15 protein-coding genes, 1 tRNA gene and 1 rRNA gene are annotated in these 18163 nt (G+C 49.8%); 11 read left to right on the forward strand and 6 right to left on the reverse strand.

The genetic code is table 11. From position 1 onward, the window contains the following. The first annotated feature begins 100 nt into the window (after positions 1-100). From ACOZIO_RS17065 to ACOZIO_RS17100, 8 genes are all read left to right on the forward strand, one after another. Positions 101-1831 carry a protein-disulfide reductase DsbD gene (locus tag ACOZIO_RS17065; protein WP_421595525.1) on the forward strand — a complete coding sequence of 577 codons (1731 nt, stop codon included), beginning with the start codon at positions 101-103 and terminating at the stop codon, positions 1829-1831. A 43-nt stretch (positions 1832-1874) separates the two neighbouring features. After that, entirely contained in the window at positions 1875-2450 is a 576-nt protein-coding gene (gene dicD / locus ACOZIO_RS17070; protein ID WP_129954208.1) for a division control transcriptional repressor DicD, read from the forward strand. Between the two features lie 129 nt (positions 2451-2579). Next, positions 2580-2655, forward strand: a tRNA-Phe gene (locus ACOZIO_RS17075). 223 nt (positions 2656-2878) lie between these two features. Beyond that, positions 2879-4039 (forward strand): mandelate racemase/muconate lactonizing enzyme family protein, encoded by a 1161-nt coding sequence (locus ACOZIO_RS17080; protein ID WP_129954206.1) that lies wholly within the window; start codon positions 2879-2881, stop codon positions 4037-4039. Then, on the forward strand, positions 4032-5348 hold the full coding sequence (locus ACOZIO_RS17085) for an MFS transporter (RefSeq protein WP_129954204.1): 1317 nt from the start codon (positions 4032-4034) through the stop codon (positions 5346-5348). Before ACOZIO_RS17080 ends, ACOZIO_RS17085 begins: the two co-directional genes overlap by 8 nt. A gap of 90 nt (positions 5349-5438) precedes the next feature. Then, the gene (locus ACOZIO_RS17090; RefSeq protein ID WP_129954202.1) at positions 5439-6464 is read left to right on the forward strand and encodes a S66 family peptidase; all 1026 of its coding nucleotides are present in this window, start codon (positions 5439-5441) and stop codon (positions 6462-6464) included. A gap of 248 nt (positions 6465-6712) precedes the next feature. After that, on the forward strand, positions 6713-7588 hold the full coding sequence (locus ACOZIO_RS17095; RefSeq protein WP_421595532.1) for a winged helix-turn-helix domain-containing protein: 876 nt from the start codon (positions 6713-6715) through the stop codon (positions 7586-7588). Then, the gene (locus ACOZIO_RS17100; RefSeq protein ID WP_129954198.1) at positions 7578-8135 is read left to right on the forward strand and encodes a FidL-like protein; all 558 of its coding nucleotides are present in this window, start codon (positions 7578-7580) and stop codon (positions 8133-8135) included. Before ACOZIO_RS17095 ends, ACOZIO_RS17100 begins: the two co-directional genes overlap by 11 nt. A gap of 25 nt (positions 8136-8160) precedes the next feature. On the opposite strand, the gene ACOZIO_RS17105 is transcribed toward ACOZIO_RS17100, so the two are convergent. From ACOZIO_RS17105 to ACOZIO_RS17125, 5 genes are all read right to left on the reverse strand, one after another. Continuing rightward, a complete protein-coding gene (locus ACOZIO_RS17105; RefSeq protein ID WP_129954196.1) occupies positions 8161-8433 on the reverse strand; it encodes a helix-turn-helix domain-containing protein in 273 nt (90 codons plus the stop codon). 25 nt (positions 8434-8458) lie between these two features. Next, positions 8459-9430 (reverse strand): fimbrial protein, encoded by a 972-nt coding sequence (locus ACOZIO_RS17110; protein ID WP_129954194.1) that lies wholly within the window; start codon positions 9428-9430, stop codon positions 8459-8461. 9 nt (positions 9431-9439) lie between these two features. Then, positions 9440-10177 (reverse strand): molecular chaperone, encoded by a 738-nt coding sequence (locus tag ACOZIO_RS17115; RefSeq protein WP_421595526.1) that lies wholly within the window; start codon positions 10175-10177, stop codon positions 9440-9442. Positions 10178-10225: 48 nt separating this feature from the next. Continuing rightward, a complete protein-coding gene (locus ACOZIO_RS17120) occupies positions 10226-12628 on the reverse strand; it encodes a fimbria/pilus outer membrane usher protein (protein ID WP_421595527.1) in 2403 nt (800 codons plus the stop codon). Between the two features lie 201 nt (positions 12629-12829). Further along, positions 12830-13408, reverse strand: a complete 579-nt coding sequence (locus tag ACOZIO_RS17125; protein ID WP_129954190.1) for a fimbrial protein — start codon at positions 13406-13408, stop codon at positions 12830-12832. Positions 13409-13914: 506 nt separating this feature from the next. Between ACOZIO_RS17125 and acs the strand changes: the two genes are divergently transcribed. The 3 genes from acs to actP are packed head-to-tail and all read left to right on the forward strand — an operon-like array spanning position 13915 to position 17907. Then, complete coding sequence (gene acs, locus ACOZIO_RS17130) at positions 13915-15876, forward strand: acetate--CoA ligase (RefSeq protein ID WP_129991651.1); 1962 nt, start codon at positions 13915-13917, stop codon at positions 15874-15876. A gap of 55 nt (positions 15877-15931) precedes the next feature. Further along, positions 15932-16243 carry a DUF485 domain-containing protein gene (locus ACOZIO_RS17135; protein WP_129954186.1) on the forward strand — a complete coding sequence of 104 codons (312 nt, stop codon included), beginning with the start codon at positions 15932-15934 and terminating at the stop codon, positions 16241-16243. A gap of 29 nt (positions 16244-16272) precedes the next feature. Then, complete coding sequence (gene actP, locus ACOZIO_RS17140) at positions 16273-17907, forward strand: cation/acetate symporter ActP (RefSeq protein ID WP_421595533.1); 1635 nt, start codon at positions 16273-16275, stop codon at positions 17905-17907. A gap of 136 nt (positions 17908-18043) precedes the next feature. On the opposite strand, the gene rrf is transcribed toward actP, so the two are convergent. After that, positions 18044-18159, reverse strand: a 5S ribosomal RNA gene (gene rrf / locus ACOZIO_RS17145). Positions 18160-18163 lie beyond the last annotated feature (4 nt).

Genomic DNA, 18163 nt, shown 5'->3' on the forward strand with positions numbered 1-18163 from the left:
TCACAATTCATCAACGCGCGATGGCATGACGCCGTGCGCATCTTCTGTCGATTCACTCAGTGGCTGTTCATCTGCCGCGACAAAGAGAACTGTACTCCGCATGGATCACCGCATTCTTCGAATTTTCTTCCTGCTTTGCAGCCTGTGTCTTTTGCCGTTTCAGGCGAATGCCTCTTTATTTGGCAAACCCGCCGCGGCGCAGTTTGTACCCGTCGATCAGGCATTCAGCTTTGATTTTCAGCAGCAAGGGCACGATCTCAAACTGAACTGGCAAATCCGTGACGGATACTATTTGTATCGCAGCAAAATTGAGCTGGAGCCCAAAAATGCCCGGCTGGCAGCATTCCTGATGCCAAAAGGACATGATCATCATGATGAATTTTTCGGTGACAGCGAAGTTTATGAAAATGCCCTGAACCTGACGGTTCCGTTGCGACAGGCCAGCGCTGATGCGACTGTTCGTGTTACTTACCAGGGGTGCGCCGCCGCAGGATTCTGCTACCCGCCGGAAACCCGTGAAGTGCCGCTGAATGCCGTCGCCGAACCGACGCGTGTCATCATGCCTGCACCGGATAGCGCACCGGTTATCGCGACACCTGAAAAGCTATCCACACCATTGCCGTTTTCTCCGCTGTGGGCATTGCTGATCGGCATTGGGATTGCCTTTACGCCCTGTGTTCTGCCGATGTATCCGCTGATTTCCGGCATCATTCTCGGGCGTAAGCGCCCTCACAGCATGAAACGCATTTTCCTGCTGTCGCTGGTTTACGTGCAGGGCATGGCGCTGACTTACACGCTGCTCGGCATGGTCGTCGCCGCAGCCGGTTTACAGTTCCAGGCCGCGTTACAGAGCCCGTGGGTGCTGATTGTACTTTCGATGATATTCATTGCGCTGGCCTTGTCGATGTTTGGCGTCTTCAGCCTGCAATTGCCTTCTTCGGTGCAGACCCGTCTCGCGCTGTGGAGCAATGAACAAAAAGGCGGTTCACTGCCCGGCGTCTTTATTATGGGCGCACTGGCCGGACTGATTTGTTCTCCCTGCACCACCGCGCCACTCAGCGCTATCCTGCTGTATATCGCCCAGAGCGGCAATCTGCTGTCTGGTGCAGGCACGCTCTATCTCTATGCGCTGGGTATGGGCATTCCGCTTATCATCGCCACGATGTTCGGCAATAAATTGCTGCCCCGAAGCGGGCCGTGGATGCAATATGTTAAGGAAGGGTTTGGCTTTGTCATTCTGGCGCTGCCGGTATTCCTGCTCGAACGTGTGACTGGCGATATCTGGGGGTTGCGTTTGTGGAGCCTGCTCGGCATGGCCTTCTTCGGCTGGGCATTGCTGCTCAGCCTGAAAAGTCACCGTGGGGTGGTACGCATCCTGCAAATTGTGTTTCTTGCTGCAGTACTGATCATCAGCCGGCCGTTGCAGGACTGGGCATTTGCACCCGCGGAAAATACAATGACACAGACGCATGCACTCAGTTTCCAGAAAATTCATAACGTGGCGCAACTGGATACCGCCCTTCAGGGCGCGGAGGGAAAACGTGTCATGTTGGATTTATACGCCGACTGGTGCGTAGCCTGTAAAGAGTTCGAAAAGTATACCTTCCCGGCACCAGAAGTGCAGAATGAACTGTCGGACACTTTATTACTCCAGGCGGATGTCACCCAAAATTCTCCTGAGCAGAAAGCGTTACTAACTCGTCTGAATGTTCTTGGCCTGCCGACAATTATATTCTTCGGGCCGGATGGTCATGAGTTGCCACAGTCGCGGGTTACGGGTTTTATGAATGCGAAGGAATTCAGCACGCATTTGCAGAAAGCCCGCCCGTAAACGACACTACATTTTGAAGTACGCGAATTGTGAGGAGGCAAACGTGCTACGTGAACAAGTTCTCGATAAAACCCTTAATTTCCTGGAACAACGTGGCCTTGCAACATTGTCACTGGAAACTGTCGCCGAGCTGGTTGATGTTCCGCTCATCGAATTACGCCGTTTCTGGCCGGATGCCGAAGCCCTGCTTTATGACAGCCTGCGTTATCACGGTGAGCAGATTGATATCTGGCGTCGTCAGCTGATGCTGGATGAATCGCTTTCCGCGCCACAGAAATTGCTGGCTCGTTATAAGGTACTGGATGAGCAGGTACGGCAGCAGCGCTATCCGGGATGTCTGTTTATCGCAGCCTGTACGTTTTTCCCTGACAGCGATGCACCTATTCATCAGTTGGCTCAGCAGCAAAAACGAGCCTCCTACGACTACACCTTGTCGCTTTTACAGGAAATGGGCTCGGATGATGCGCAAATGGTCGCTCAGCAGATGGAACTGATCCTCGAAGGGTGTCTGAGTAAACTGCTGGTGAAGCGCCAGCTAAACGATGTGGAAGTCGCACGCCGTCTGGCAGAGGATGTTCTAAATATCGCCCGCTGCCGTGAACATGGTGCACTTTCCTGACTTACCCCTTTCGCTACCCGACGATTTCATCCTTTTTGCATGAAAAGTCAGCAAACAAACGTCTTTTATGTGTTTTAGACGACAAAGCCGTTGACGGCACATGCCCGATACGGTTTAATGCGCCCCGTTGCCCGGATAGCTCAGTCGGTAGAGCAAGGGATTGAAAATCCCTGTGTCCTTGGTTCGATTCCGAGTCCGGGCACCATATTTAGAAGAACCCGCCTATGGCGGGTTTTTTGCTTTCCGCTAAACGTCAAAGTCTCACTTTCGTGACTTGCTTCTCACTTCTTTATTCATTTGCCCAAAATTCCCGTTTAATCCTGCTTAAAAGTTAGGCCGACGTCCGTTAACGGCCATATTCCCGCGTTTTAGACTGTTTACTTAGGCTGATAAGTATCCTCACAGCCCTACAAAAACAGGAACATCTCATGAAAATAATCAGAATTGAGGTATTGCGCGTTGCTATCCCGTTCAGCAGCGGCAGGGAAAAAATACAAGGGACTCAGACCGAGGCTTATAACGCAGCGTCTCCCGAACTCAGCAGGATGGAAACGTTGCTGGTAAAAATCACGACTGACACAGGTCTGCACGGTTGGGGAGAAGGTTTCGGACATCTTTGTAATCCCATGACCGAAACTGCGCTGAACGGTCTGGTTGGGCGTTTTTTCCTCGGCCAAACCTGCCCGCAAAGCCCGCAGGAAATTGCCGTACTGATGCAGCAGGCCGAGGTTAACTTTCATGCTTTCGGGCGAACCGGTCCCGTGATATTTGCCCTTTCCGCTGTTGATATTGCGCTGTGGGATTTACTGGCGAAATGGCGGGAACAGCCGCTTTGGCAAATGCTGGGCGCAAAACGTCAAAAAATCGGCATTTATGCCAGCCTGGTCAGTTATGGTAACCATCCTGAACGGGTAGCGGCAAAAGTGCTGAGTACTTATCGGGCGGGATTCCGCGCCATTAAGCTGCATGAAACGGCTTATCCGGCCATTGCCGCTGCCAGAGAAATATTACCTGCCGATGCTGAACTGATGATCGATGTGAACTGCCCCTGGACCGTGGAGGAGGCAGTGAAAAAGGCACAGGCTTTGCTGTCTCTTAATCTGGGCTGGCTGGAAGAGCCGGTCTGGCCACCGGATGATTTGGCCGGCCTGGCGGAAGTTCGAAAACAAGGAACGCGTATTGCTGCTGGCGAGAATGCAGCAGGCGTGCAAGGCTTCGCCGAACATTTCGAACGCGGTGCAATCGATATCGCACAGCCCAGTGTCAGTAAAGTCGGCGGTATCACTGCCATGTTGAAAGTATTTACTCTGGCTGAGCAATACCAAATCCGGGTTGTGCCGCACTGTTTTTATTATGGTGCCGGCCTGATGGCCACAGCCCAACTGGTCGCTATGCTCGATGACAGTGTAAGCCTGGAAGTGCCTTACATACAGTGGCAAGACGCGCTTTATTCACAACTGAATTTCGAACCCTATATGCGGTTGCCGGACATACCGGGGCTGGGCTTTGAGCCGTCACTTTCCGTCATCAAGAAGTATCTCATCAGCTCGAAAACCCTTTCTCTGACTGCCGGAGCCGCTCATGCGTAAATCCAATTATCGTGTCGTGATCGCCCTGTTACTGTTCTTTGCCGGCATGCTCAATTATCTGGACCGCGCAGCGCTATCGGTAATGGCCCCCCTGATCAAGGGTGACCTGCACATCAATGATGCTCAAATGGGGATTTTGTTCAGCGCCTTCTTTATCGGCTACTGCCTGTTTTGCTTTATTGGCGGGTGGAGTGCAGACAAATTTGGTCCGCGCAAAGTCTTCGCCTTCGCTGCCGCATTCTGGTCAATATTTTGCGGTGCAACCGCGCTGGTGAACAGTTTCGCGCATTTGCTGGTCGTGCGCGTCATGTTTGGTATCGGCGAAGGCCCGATGGGGACCACCACCAACAAGTCGATTTCTAACTGGTTTCCGCGCAAAGAAGTGGGCCGCGCGGTCGGTTTTACCAACGCGGGTCAACCGTTGGGGGCGGCCATCGCCGCGCCGATTGTCGGGCTGGTCGGTCTGCATTTTGGCTGGCGTATTGCCTTCGTGGTGATTGCCGCGCTGGGCTTTGTCTGGCTTGCAGCGTGGATGACTTTTTTTCGTGATAAACCAGAACAGCATCCACAAGTATCAGAGGAGGAAAAACGTCTGATTACCCGTGATCGCCCCGCAACACCGATCACCAACGATATCAGAGAAAAAGATGCACACAGCCTGTGGTATTACGTATTTTCCAAACCGGTGCTGGGTGTGGCTGCGGCCTTTTTCTGTTTCAACTATATCCAGTATTTCTTCCTGTCATGGCTACCAAGCTATCTCACTGATTTCCAGCATCTCGATATTAAGAGCATGAGTATTATCGGTATTTTGCCCTGGCTGGGTGCAACCGCGGGTTTCATCGGGGGCGGGATCGTCGCCGATATTCTTTTCCGACGTAGCGGGAATTTTCTCTTCTCACGTAAAGCGGTGATTTTCGCAGGTCTGATTGTGGCTGCCGGTTGTGTGCTGATGACGGCTTATACCCGCAACACCGCAGGCGCCGTAGCGCTGATTACAGTCGCCAGTATTTTTGCTTATATGACGCCACAGGCATGCTGGTCATTGTTGCAGGATATCGTTCCGGCGCACCGTATCGGAACGGCGGGCGGTTTTGTGCATTTACTGGCGAATCTGGCCGGGATTTTATCCCCGAGTATCACCGGATTTTTAATTCAGTACGGCGGGGGTTATCAGACAGCCTTCATCCTCTCAAGCGGTCTGGCGATCGTTGGAGTGATTGCAATGGCTATTCTGGTACGCCAGAGCAAAGTGACGGAATTATTTGGCAAAAAAGCACCGCCGGAAGAAATCGCAACCGGTCATTAATCCTCCGGTTTTATCCTGTATGCCCTGTTCAACCTGCAATTGAATTGATACATTGCGGGTTGAACATTGAGCAGATTTATAGGATGTAAAATGCTTTCGTCAGAACTTACGCTGTTCCCCCCTGCATTAAAAGCCGGCGACACTATTGGTTTTTTCTCTGCCTCATCACCGGTGACTGCCACCGCGCCCAACCGTTATTTGCGCGGGAAGAAATTCCTTGAAGACAAAGGATTTGTGCTGAAAGCGGGCACAATGACCGGCCAATATGATCACTATCGTTCCGGCTCCATTCAGGCTCGCGCTGAAGAACTGAATCAGTTGATCCGTGATCCGCAGGTGCGTTGTGTGATGTCGACAATTGGCGGTAACAACACAAACTCCCTTTTACCTTATCTGGATTATGATGCGCTGCGTGCCGACCCGAAAATCATCATTGGTTATTCCGACACGACTGCTTTGCTGGCCGGAATTTATGCGCAAACCGGGTTAATCACCTTTTACGGCCCGGCGCTGGTGGCTTCTTTTGGCGAATTCCCGCCACTGGTTAACGAAACCTACGCGTCTTTTTCGGACATTCTGATGACGCACCACTCAGAGCCTTACCGTTATGCTTTACCGCAGCACTGGACGGACGAAAAGCTCAACTGGAATGATGTCATACCGGTCAGGGCAAAAACGTTATACGCCAATACCTGCCGTTTCCTGGGCAAAGGCCGTATTGAGGGGCGTGTCATCGGGGGTAATCTGAATACGATGTCGGGCATCTGGGGCAGCCCTTATATGCCTGAAATCCGTCAGGGCGATATTTTATTTATCGAAGACAGCCTGCATGATATCGCTACCGTTGAACGCTCTTTTTCTATGCTGAAACTGAACGGGATTTTCGACCGTGTAAGTGCCATTCTGCTCGGTAAACATGAACTGTTCGATGATGCAGGATCTGCAAGGCAACCTGCTGACGTACTGCTGGAAGTGCTTAACGGGCAAGATATTCCGCTGGTTGATGGCTTCGACTGCTGTCATACCCATCCGATGTTAACGCTTCCGCTGGGAGCCCGTATCTCTGTTGACTTCGCTGAGCGACACATTGACATTGTTAGCCAGTATCTGCGGTAATTATAAAAAATCACGTACTACTAAAAATCTGTAGGTGATTTATATTTCTTCGCCCTGTGCCTCCTACCCTCAGATGACACACCATTGCTCTGTAAACATTTACGACAGAAATCTGTTTTTAGAATTGAACGGTTTATACTGGCTGCCCTGTCGCGTGGGATATAAATGAAACATATGCGCAGGGCACACATTGTTCTCATTACATGAACATGTGTGTGAGCAGGATATTCTCAACAGGGAGGCGTAAAATACACATGAATTATCTGATTGAAAATCATATAGTCTTCAACCCTGAAGATAACTCACTTTCATTACCGGGTGATTCAGAAAACCAGATTGCCGTTTCTAACCCTGCTCGCAGAATATTATTATTGTTAATAGAACAGCAGGGTATTGTTGTAGAGCGTGAGATTTTTTTCAAAAAAGTTTGGGAAGACTATGGACTGACAGCAAGTAATAACAATCTTAACCATTGTATCAGTAAATTACGCAAAGCGATGGTGACATTAGGTTATCCTGACGAATTCATCGTTACCGTTCCTAAGGTTGGCTTTACTATTCGCAAAGAAATCATTATTGAACCATATTTCACACATGACCTTTCTCCGGAACCCGTTCATAACAGGGAGTTCAAAACAGCGCCGGAAGTTGGGCTGACAGAAGCGATGCCGGAGGGAGAAACCAGCGTGCCGGCAGCACTGCCCCTAACGGTAAAAAAAGAATCCGACAAGCCTAAAAAGAAGCTCCGCCATGATCTGATGATAAGCCTCCTGGTGACGACAGCCCTGACTCTGAGTGCATTTCTCATTCTGTACTATGAAGTGCGTGATCCGAAAACGGAGCTGAAAGTTGCCAAAATAGGTGTCTGTGATTTGTATTCAACTGTGCCTGTAATTGTATCCCGCAAGCTCGAGTTTATTCAGCTGGCAGAGAGTTTTCTGCATAAAAATAATATTAAATGTAAACCGGGGAACATTTTCATTTTTCAAAGCGAGCGTTTTACTTCGCCTGTCAATACGGGTTCAGTCCGGGATTTCATGGCGCAGTGCATTACAGACGATAATCACAAGGCTAACATTTGCATAAGCTATTATACAAATGACAGGACCACGCATGACCAGTGATAAAAAATTCAACATCCGGGAAAATAAGATTATTATCCTGCCTTTACTTCCTGCAATCGTAATATTGATTTTAATCTTACAAGGTTATTGGGTGAAGAATGACAGGAAGGTATTTCCGGTTAACATCCCGTGTCGTGGAAATATGATTGTAGAAGCACAATATGATAATCAGAGAGCCAAAATGGTAACGACTCTCTACTTCAGTTTTCTTGACGGACACAAAATTTTAGTTTCACTGAGTGGGACAGGTTATTTATATGACAAACAAGGGAATATTACACAACGAAAAACACTGCTGAGGAATATTTATTATGACTACATTCACGAAGGCAAATCCTCCGGCACATATTCGCTCACCAGTACCCAGATAAATATCGACAGTGTAGACAATATGGACTGGAAAATGTCGTCTCTTCTGCTGATGAACAGTTTTTTTCTGACCGGTCACACAGATACACTGGCACTGAAGAAATATGACGATAACACCCTGTTGATTGAAAGCAATCAGTCTCCGGTTACGCTGTGCGTCTTCAAAAAAGGTATTTAAATACAACCTGATGCCAGCACGTCATCTATTTATAGTAAAGGTACAGTTGAAACCCGCAGGCCTGCGCATAACGAGACAAGGTGCAAAAACTGGCCTGCGCCGGCCGCTTTTCAAGGCGGGTAATAGCGGGTGGCGTGACGCCAAGCCGCCTGGCCAGCTCTGTTTTACTCAGCCCTGCATCTTCACGCAGTGTTTGCAGCAAGGCGTGAATTTGAGTTTCTGCGATAAGTTCCGGCGCCTGAGCCGAATAAACCGGTTCCTCGAGTGCCTGCGCCCGCAATTTTGCCGTTCTTAGCATATCGTTCTCCCTTTTTAAGCTGGCGTCAGTAATAGTTGATCTTGACGATCACCGACGCATCAAACTGCCCGAGAGAAAGTGTTTTTCCCGGGATCGCACTCAGTTTTGCTGTAAAGTTTTTAGTCACTTCATTCACATTGTTCAGTTCCGCAAAGTTATCGTAGCGGTTGAACGTGATGGCCTTATCCTGGTCGTTGTAGAGCATCAGCTTCGCGCCATTGGCGAGGTCAATTGCCGTGTTATCCAGCAACGGGCTGGCGGTAGAAAATTCCGCCTGCAGTGAGAAGTTATCCAGGCACCCTTGTTTTACCGCTTTAATAGCAAACGGCAGTGAAACGCCGGACGATCGGGACAACGTTGTACTTTGAATTGCACCGAAATCGACAATCTGTGACTCAGGATAAACTTTCAGATCAGAGCCACAGGCCAGAAAACGGATCCCCTGTAAACCCGATAAGTTGTATTTGAGGTTTTTTGCACCCGGCGTTTTGTTGATACCGCGGCTGCCATCGAGCTGGAATACCGTGAACTGATCAGCTCCCTGATAATGCCCGCCGGAAGGCGCATTCCCGCTGACTTTGATATACAAACGGAATGTGACATTCACCGTCACATTCTGCCCTTTCTTGATCGGTGTGCTGTTGGTGCTCAGTCGCTGTTCGTTCTGCTCCAGATCCTGCCCGTTATAACTGACGCCAAGCAGTAACCCCTCGCCAATCGACTGGGATTTAGGATTAAAGTAGAAGTGTACGACGTCAATGATCGAGCCCAGCACATTGTCGCAATAGGCCGTGACATTGATGTCATTGGATTCCCAGACTTTCGTTCCTGGTGGCACGTTGGCCGGAATCGCCAATTGCCCGACAGGAATGGCCGGTTTGTCGACTATTCCGCTACCTTTCTCGACACAATCGAGCGCCAGCACGCTACGGGAAAAAAATAACAGCAGCAGGAGCAATATCATCCGGCCTGCCTGAAATCTGCAAATACCAGCCATCACCACTCCTTAATGTTTCGCGTCTTTGCTGATGCGCTGACATTGTTGGGTCTGACAGCGGTACTCATTTACCTGCAATCCGCCGTAATCATCCATGTAACCCAGGCTGTATTGCTGGCTAACATACTGACTACCAATAAGATTTTCCGTGGAAAGCGGTGCCAGCATTACACTGTCAAAACCGGGAATATTGCCTTTGTTATCTTTGCCCAGATAGCCAACGGTGATATAAAACGGCGTCGGATTGGTCAGTTTTAATCCGTCACTGAGACGGCTAACCTGCAGTTGCTCCTGCCAGTTGCCTTTCACCAGACTTCTTATTTCCGCCGGACGGAAAAACAGCTTCACCCGACTTTGGATCGCCACCTGCATCACGTTTGCCATATCACTTTTTGGCGGCACTTCACGCACGTTAAAGTAAAAAAGGGATTCGCGATCTTTCGGCAGACCGGCGGTTTCAGGTAACTGCAGAATGCGGATCTGGCTTTTCTGACCTGCATCAATACGCTGCATTGGCGGTAACGCCACCAGCGGCGAAGTGATTTTTTCGCCTTGTGCATTCTCCAGCCAGACCTGCGCCAGATACGGTAAATCTTTGCTTTGGTTTTCCAGCATTACGCTGACGGATTTATCACTGGCATTATAAATGATGCGCGTCCGGTCCAGATTAACGGCAGCAAAAACCGGATAAACGGCCCCCGTCATCAGCAGTAATGTTGCCCAAAACCGTAATAAATGCTTGTTCATCCTGTTATTCCTTCCCTGAGCTGTTTGGGTGAAATTGTTGTTCAAAGATTAAGTGCATGGCAGCAATACCTGCCCTGAGCGGGTAACGGGCTGCGGCAGTACCTGAATCTGACACTGCTGTTCGTCTCCCCAGTGGACGGTCAAAGATTTCTCTCCTGAGACCCCGGCCAGATAAGCCAGACCGCCGTCGCCGACAAGCCCCGCCTCAAAACCTGAACTGTTGTCCGTTACGGCAGCGCCCAGCGGCGGGTAACTGCCATCTTTAAGGCGGATCACTGCCATCAGCCGTTCGCCCTTAATGGCGCGGATTTTGCGAAAGCCTATTGCACCTTCCGTCAGGGTTTTGCTGACCACCGAGCTGTAAACTTCCACGTCGTCCGGCAAATGGTTCACATCAACACGGATATCGGAGGTCTGGTAGCTGGACACGCCGTTCACGACTGCAATACCGTAATCGTTGGTGACTGACGCACCGTCGCTGATCGGAATGCCTTTTACGCCAGCCGACACCATCATGCGTGGCTCGCTGCCTGCGCTGCTCTGATGCAATGCTGCACCCGCAGCCGTCGCGGTAAACGAGCCATACCAGTTGGCGTTCACCGAGCGGTAATCGTTATTTTTCACGCTGCCGTTCGCGCCAAACTGGCCGTACGGCGACATGTGCTGGTAGTTGGCGCGGAACACGCCGTTGCCTTTTTGCAGATCCGGGCTGCTCCCGCCCGCGCCCACACGCCAGCTATTGTTCGGATCCTGGCTGTTGTAATACGACGCCGTTTGCGAGAAACCACTTTGCGAATCCTGCTGGGCGTCGTAACTGATTTGCTGCCCTGACGACAGCGGCAAACTGAACGACAGAAACATCTGGTTCTCATCGGTATCACGGTAATTCAGCTTGCTGGCGGAAAAGGTGGCTGAGATGCCGGTAAAGCGGCCGATATCGAAAATCTTGCTGACCGATACGCTGTAATTATTACTCGCACTCTCATTCCAGTAGACTTTGTGCGTCGCCGAGAGATAGAGCGTGATGGCGGGCCAGGACAGGTACTGATTGGCCGTCACGGTGTATGTTTGTTTGTCATCGCGGGAGTAACCGTCACCATTTACCTTGTCCAGGAACTGGCTGAACGACATAAACGTTTTCTCCGAGAAGCGATATCCGGCAAACGTAATCTGACTGCCGGTCGAGTCAAACCGCTTGGAATAGTTGGCGCGGTAACTCAGTCCGGTTTGTTTCCCTGCCACCGGCACGGTTGCCGAGGAACGCGTAACATCAAAAGACACGGCGCCGAGTTTTTGCAAGTTTTGCCCAACACCGATGGCCTGCGCCTGATAATTCCCGGTGGTGGTGATCAGACCGCCATACAACGAGAAATCATTCAGCGCCCCCCAGGACATTTCGCCGCTGTAAAAACCCGGCTGTAAGACGTGATTGCTGCTGCCGGTGGTCGGTTTGCCCATTGCGGTTTTGAAACGTACCTGACCTTTGCGGGTCAAAAACGGAATGGTCGCGGTGGTCACCTGATAAGTCGTCACGCTGCCATTTTCTTCTTCAATTTTGACGTCCAGTGCGCCCTGTACCGCTTCGGTCAGATCCTGAACGACAAAGGGACCCGGTGACACGTTGGTCTGATAGATCACCCGCCCGTTTTGACTGATGCTCACTTTGGCATTGGTTTTGGCGATACCCGTAACCTGCGGCGCATACCCTCGCAGCGACGGCGGTAACATACGCTGATCGCTGTTGAGCGAAACCCCGAGAAAACGGAATGAATCGAAAATATCTGAACTGAAATAGGTCTGCCCGCCGGTCAGGCGTGCGCCAATAGAAGGCAGTGCGCGGTACAAATAAGTCTGCGTCCAGGTGAACTTATCACTGGCCGGCGTGCCTGCTGTACGCGACGAAGAATATTGATAATCGGCACGGGCACGCCACGGCCCGAAGTTAAAACCGGTGGAGCCGTAACTGCTGAAACTGGTGGTGCTGTCGCCAGACTGCGGCATGTATTTGCTGCCGAGCAGATTGTAATCGAGTAATGCACCGTTGACGCCATCATCCCACTGCGAAGGCGGCACCCAGTTTTGATCATGAAAGGTCAGCCAGGCCTGCGGAATGCTGATGTTCAGCGTTTGTCTTTCCTGATCGTAACGTGCAGTGACTTCCTGCTGCTGATCGAGTGATGTGCATTTGCCGTGATGCCACAAAGTCAGTTTTTCGCGCGCGTATTTGGTGAGATCGAATTTATCTACCAGTGAAGGCGGTAAACACAGACGGCTGTTTTTCTTATCCGCAGCGGGAACATAGTGAATCACGCTTTGTTCGCCGAGCGTGCGACCATTGAGCACCACATCCAGCAGGTATTCGCCGGGCGCGATATAATCAGCAACCTGAAATCGTGAAAGATCGACATTATTGCGATCGGCAGAATCAATGAAGTTAACGTTAAATTCCACTGCGAAGCTTCTGACTGAAATAAAGCATCCCGACAGAAGAAAAATAAACCATAAGGCACTCTTCATTTCAGCCGATGTTCTATTCATCGCAAACGACATAATAAAATCACTTCTTACGAAAATAGTCATCCACACCATTCCCCGGTGCGGGCACAACCGAAAAAATAAAGGGGAGAGAACTCCCCTAAATAGCAGCGATATTTATTTGTAATTCAGCGCGTAAGTCGCCTGAGAAACGATCGTACCTGTTGAAACAGGCTGAGAGTTAGCTTCCACACGGGCGGCAAATACCAACTCATTATTCCCTGTGACCAGGTTTATATCTTTCGAGGTGTCACCCACTTTGAGCAGGTCACCGTTGGCGTCAATCAGGCGGATGCCCGCACCCTTTGCACTGCCGGTGTTAGCCAGTAATTCGGAGGCACTGCTGTCAGGCGTACCGGCAAAAGAAACGGCAACTTTGGACATCGCCGGATATTCCACTGCGCCCGCAGTCTGTGCGGTCAGATTGCAATCCTGCAAATGAATAGTGTAATTCACATTTTGAGAGTATTTATTGCCGCTTTCGAGCACCTTATTCGCAACCTGTCCCATGTTTACATTAATGTCTTCATCACCTGCTGCAATTGAGCAAGGTGCATTAATCACCGTCCCGGTAAAGTGAATACGGCCTGAACCCTGATCGGTTCCTGTCGGAGGTGTAGTATCATCCGCAAAAGCCGATACAGAAATAAAGGCAGATAAAGCGATAATCAGTGTCTTTTTTTTGGCGTTAAACATAATGAGTCCTTGAGATTTAACGGTAGCTATTAAGCGTTAAGCAGCTTTTAAGCGATATTTTTCGCTGTACCGAAGAGAGCACCCCTCTCTTGCCAGATCAATATACTGATATTTTTAATTTAACGTTATAATAATTTGTCAATTGGCAATATTAAGAATTTTAATCTCAGATTAATCTTTAAACATGAGGTTTATGAAAGGAAATTAACTCAGAAGTTAAAATATTTGATATTAAATGTTCCGTAATCGATAAGAAAATCCCCCTGTCAGAGCTCAGGTTAAGCTTTATTTAACTCTTTAATTACATTAAAAATCATTATTTTTAACCTTTCCCGCTATTTCTCTTCTCTCCAGACTTATGTGGACTGCCCCGCATGTCGGATGAATATATCCTGCTGTTTTTTCTCCGCTTGCGTGATCTGCCCCCCAGAAAGCAAACAAAGCCATACCGCAAACTACACTTAACCTTTGATTGACATATCATTAACAAATTAAAGGAGAAAACCATGAGCCATGTTTATAAGCACCCTATTCCTGCCTCTGTGGCAGAGCGTACCCTGATCACACCTGAGAAATATCAGCAATATTATCAACAGTCTGTTGAGGACCCTGATGCATTTTGGGGGGAACAGGCCAAAGTACTCGACTGGATTAAACCTTTCACAAAAGTGAAAAACACTTCATTTGCGCCGGGAAATGTCGATATCCGGTGGTTTGAGGATGGCACCCTGAATCTCGCAGCCAACTGTCTGGATCGTCATTTAGCCGACAAAGGTGAGCAGACCGCATTGATTTGGGAAGGTGATGACCCAAAAGTTGAAAACAAATACGTTACCTACAAACAGCTTCATCATGATGTTTGCCAGTTCGCGAATGTCTTAAAGAGTTTGGGCATTAAAAAAGGGGATGTTGTCGCTATTTACATGCCCATGGTACCGGAAGCCGCTGTCGCGATGCTGGCCTGTGCCCGTATCGGTGCTGTACATTCCGTTATCTTCGCCGGTTTCTCCCCGGAAGCCGTTGCCGGTCGCATTATAGATTCCAACGCCAGGCTGGTCATTACCGCTGACGAAGGCCTGCGCGCCGGACGTACCATTCCACTGAAACAAAATGTGGATGATGCGCTGAAGAATCCGGCGGTTACCAGCATCACACATTCCATCATTTTCAAACGTACCGGCAAACAGGGGGAATGGAAAGAGGGGCGTGACATCTGGTGGCATGATGCGATTGAAGGCGTTTCTGCAGATTGTCCGCCCGAAGAAATGAAAGCAGAAGATCCGCTTTTCATTCTTTATACCTCCGGTTCTACGGGTAAACCGAAAGGCGTATTGCATACCACGGGAGGGTATCTGGTCTATGCCGCCCTGACGTTCAAATACACCTTTGACTACCATGACGGCGACATCTACTGGTGTACGGCCGATGTCGGCTGGGTAACGGGCCACAGTTATTTGCTCTACGGCCCGTTGGCATGCGGGGCCATCAGCCTGATGTTTGAAGGTGTCCCCAATTATCCGACACCAGCCCGTATGGCACAGGTAATTGATAAGCATAAGGTGAATATCCTGTATACCGCACCTACGGCGATCCGTGCACTCATGGCTGAAGGGGATAAAGCTATTGAAGGCACCCGCCGTGAGTCACTGCGGGTCATGGGGTCGGTTGGCGAACCGATTAACCCGGAAGCGTGGGAGTGGTACTACAAAACTATCGGTAACAGCCAATGCCCGATCGTCGACACCTGGTGGCAAACAGAAACCGGCGGTTTCATGATAACCCCGCTGCCGGGTGCCACTGAGCTCAAAGCAGGGTCGGCAACACGTCCGTTCTTCGGTGTTCAGCCTGCTCTGGTAGATAACGAAGGCGTTCCGCAGGAGGGGGCGTGTGAGGGTAATCTGGTGATCACTGATTCGTGGCCAGGCCAGGCACGAACTCTTTTCGGTGACCATGAGCGTTTCGAGCAGACCTATTTTTCTACATTTAAAAATATGTACTTTAGTGGTGACGGTGCGCGCCGTGACGAAGATGGTTATTACTGGATAACCGGCCGTGTTGATGACGTGCTTAATATTTCTGGCCATCGTCTTGGGACGGCTGAAATTGAGTCAGCATTAGTTTCTCATCCTAAAATCGCAGAAGCTGCCGTTGTGGGTATTCCACATAACATTAAAGGTCAGGCTATTTATGCCTACATCACACTGAATCACGGCGAAGAACCGTCACCGGAACTCTATACCGAAGTACGCAACTGGGTGCGTAAAGAGATAGGGTCCATTGCCACACCTGACATTCTTCACTGGACAGATTCGTTGCCAAAAACCCGTTCCGGCAAAATTATGCGTCGCATTCTGCGCAAAATTGCAGCCGGAGACACAAGCAATCTGGGAGATACCTCTACGCTGGCGGATCCAGGCGTAGTCGATAAATTGCTGGAAGAAAAACAATCAATGAAAGTGCCGTCATAATTTTTCACCGCCCTGGCGCGGTGAACTCTATCAATGCCTCACAGGAGTCACTGAGATGAATGATCTCATTTATCAGAGAGTTGTAAGTAATCCGCGCTTCAGGGAACTGGTGCAAAAACGCAGTCGTTTTGCCTGGCTACTGTCAGGCATCACCCTGGTTCTGTATGTCGCTTTCATTTTATTGATTGCGTTCGATCCGCAGTGGCTGGGAACACCTCTTTATGACGGTGCCACCATTACCCGTGGCATTCCCGTAGGCGTTGGGCTGATCGTTATTTCATTCGTACTGACCGGGATTTATGTCGTTCGTGCAAATGGCGAATTTGACCGTCTGACAGCAGACATTATCCGCGAGGTGCAGCCATGATGGCACGCTGCGGCACGTTTCTGTTATTGATGTTATCCCTCGTTTTCCCGTCCAGTTTATTTGCTGCGGAGGGCATCGCCGGGGAAGTTAAACGTCAGCCTCTTAACGTTGAAGCTATCGTCATGTTTGTGCTGTTTGTTGGCGCGACCTTATACATCACTTATTGGGCAGCAAAGCGTACCCGCTCTCGTCAGGACTACTATACCGCTGGCGGCCGCATCACTGGCCTGCAAAACGGTATGGCGATTGCCGGCGATTTCATGTCTGCCGCTTCTTTCCTGGGTATCTCCGCACTGGTTTATACATCAGGTTATGATGGCCTGATTTATTCCATCGGTTTCCTGATCGGCTGGCCGATTATTTTATTCCTGATTGCCGAACGCCTGCGTAACTTAGGGAGATATACCTTCGCCGATGTCGCGTCATATCGGTTGAAACAAAAACCTATCCGGCTGCTTTCAGCTTGCGGTTCGCTGGTGGTTGTCGCGCTTTATCTGATCGCACAAATGGTCGGTGCCGGTAAGTTAATCCAGCTATTGTTTGGGCTTAACTATCATGTCGCGGTGATCCTGGTAGGTATCCTGATGGTGCTCTACGTGTTGTTTGGCGGGATGCTGGCGACAACTTGGGTACAAATCATCAAAGCTATTCTGTTGCTGGCTGGCGCGACATTCATGGCGATCATGGTCATGAGATCTGTAGGCTTCAACTTCAATACGCTCTTCACTCAGGCGGTTGCTGTCCATTCTAAAGGGATTGCAATAATGAGTCCGGGAGGATTAGTTTCAGATCCGATATCTGCACTGTCTCTGGGGCTCGCACTGATGTTTGGCACCGCCGGTTTACCGCATATCCTGATGCGTTTCTTCACCGTGAATGATGCCAAAGAAGCCAGAAAAAGCGTGTTCTACGCCACTGGTTTTATCGGCTACTTCTACATTTTGACTTTTATTATCGGTTTCGGCGCTATCGTCCTGGTCAGCTCAAACCCGGCGTTTAAAGACGCCAGCGGCATATTACTCGGCGGCAATAATATGGCTGCCGTGCATTTAGCGGATGCGGTCGGTGGGAGCTTCTTCCTCGGCTTTATCTCTGCCGTGGCTTTTGCAACGATCTTAGCGGTTGTCGCAGGCTTAACGTTGGCAGGTGCTTCAGCCGTATCTCATGATCTGTATGCCAGTGTCATCAAAGACGGTAAAGCGACAGAACGGGATGAGTTAAGGGTTTCGAAAATCACCGTTATCCTACTGGGTATTGTTGCTATTGCATTGGGCATTCTTTTTGAAAAACAGAACATTGCCTTCATGGTAGGATTAGCTTTCTCTATTGCTGCTAGCTGCAATTTCCCCATTATTCTGCTCTCGATGTACTGGTCTAAGCTGACAACGCGGGGGGCTATGATAGGTGGATGGCTCGGATTGCTTACGGCAGTCATACTAATGATCCTCGGGCCCACAATCTGGGTTCAGATCTTAGGGCATACCAAGCCGATTTATCCTTACGAATACCCTGCGCTGTTCTCAATGATTGTTGCTTTTGTTGGTACCTGGTTCTTCTCAATTACAGACAATTCACTTGAAGGACAGAAAGAGAGAGAACGCTTCTATCCTCAATTTGTGCGGTCCCAAACTGGTATCGGGATTTCCCAAAGTTCAAATCACTAATGTATAAGCGCAGAAATAAGAAAAGCCAATCCTGAGGGATTGGCTTTTTTGAATATCGCATCTTTAATCAAAGGCTTATCAAACGCAGAAAAGACAAAAGCCCTGCACATTGTGCAGGGCTTTTGTCTTATTTGATGCCTGGCAGTTCCCTACTCTCGCATGGGGAGACCCCACACTACCATCGGCGCTACGGCGTTTCACTTCTGAGTTCGGCATGGGGTCAGGTGGGACCACCGCGCTAGTGCCGCCAGGCAAA

This window comes from Rahnella sp. PD4 (assembly GCF_049199325.1).
Lineage (GTDB): Bacteria > Pseudomonadota > Gammaproteobacteria > Enterobacterales > Enterobacteriaceae > Rahnella > Rahnella perminowiae.

Coding starts and splice junctions, on each gene's coding strand:
- ACOZIO_RS17090 (WP_129954202.1), top strand. CDS start 5,439: ATGCTTTCGTCAGAACTTACGCTGTTCCCCCCTGCATTAAAAGCCGGC.
- ACOZIO_RS17065 (WP_421595525.1), top strand. CDS start 101: ATGGATCACCGCATTCTTCGAATTTTCTTCCTGCTTTGCAGCCTGTGT.
- acs (WP_129991651.1), top strand. CDS start 13,915: ATGAGCCATGTTTATAAGCACCCTATTCCTGCCTCTGTGGCAGAGCGT.
- ACOZIO_RS17080 (WP_129954206.1), top strand. CDS start 2,879: ATGAAAATAATCAGAATTGAGGTATTGCGCGTTGCTATCCCGTTCAGC.
- ACOZIO_RS17110 (WP_129954194.1), bottom strand. CDS start 9,430: ATGGCTGGTATTTGCAGATTTCAGGCAGGCCGGATGATATTGCTCCTG.
- ACOZIO_RS17105 (WP_129954196.1), bottom strand. CDS start 8,433: ATGCTAAGAACGGCAAAATTGCGGGCGCAGGCACTCGAGGAACCGGTT.
- ACOZIO_RS17115 (WP_421595526.1), bottom strand. CDS start 10,177: ATGAACAAGCATTTATTACGGTTTTGGGCAACATTACTGCTGATGACG.
- ACOZIO_RS17125 (WP_129954190.1), bottom strand. CDS start 13,408: ATGTTTAACGCCAAAAAAAAGACACTGATTATCGCTTTATCTGCCTTT.
- ACOZIO_RS17085 (WP_129954204.1), top strand. CDS start 4,032: ATGCGTAAATCCAATTATCGTGTCGTGATCGCCCTGTTACTGTTCTTT.
- ACOZIO_RS17100 (WP_129954198.1), top strand. CDS start 7,578: ATGACCAGTGATAAAAAATTCAACATCCGGGAAAATAAGATTATTATC.
- actP (WP_421595533.1), top strand. CDS start 16,273: ATGTTATCCCTCGTTTTCCCGTCCAGTTTATTTGCTGCGGAGGGCATC.
- ACOZIO_RS17135 (WP_129954186.1), top strand. CDS start 15,932: ATGAATGATCTCATTTATCAGAGAGTTGTAAGTAATCCGCGCTTCAGG.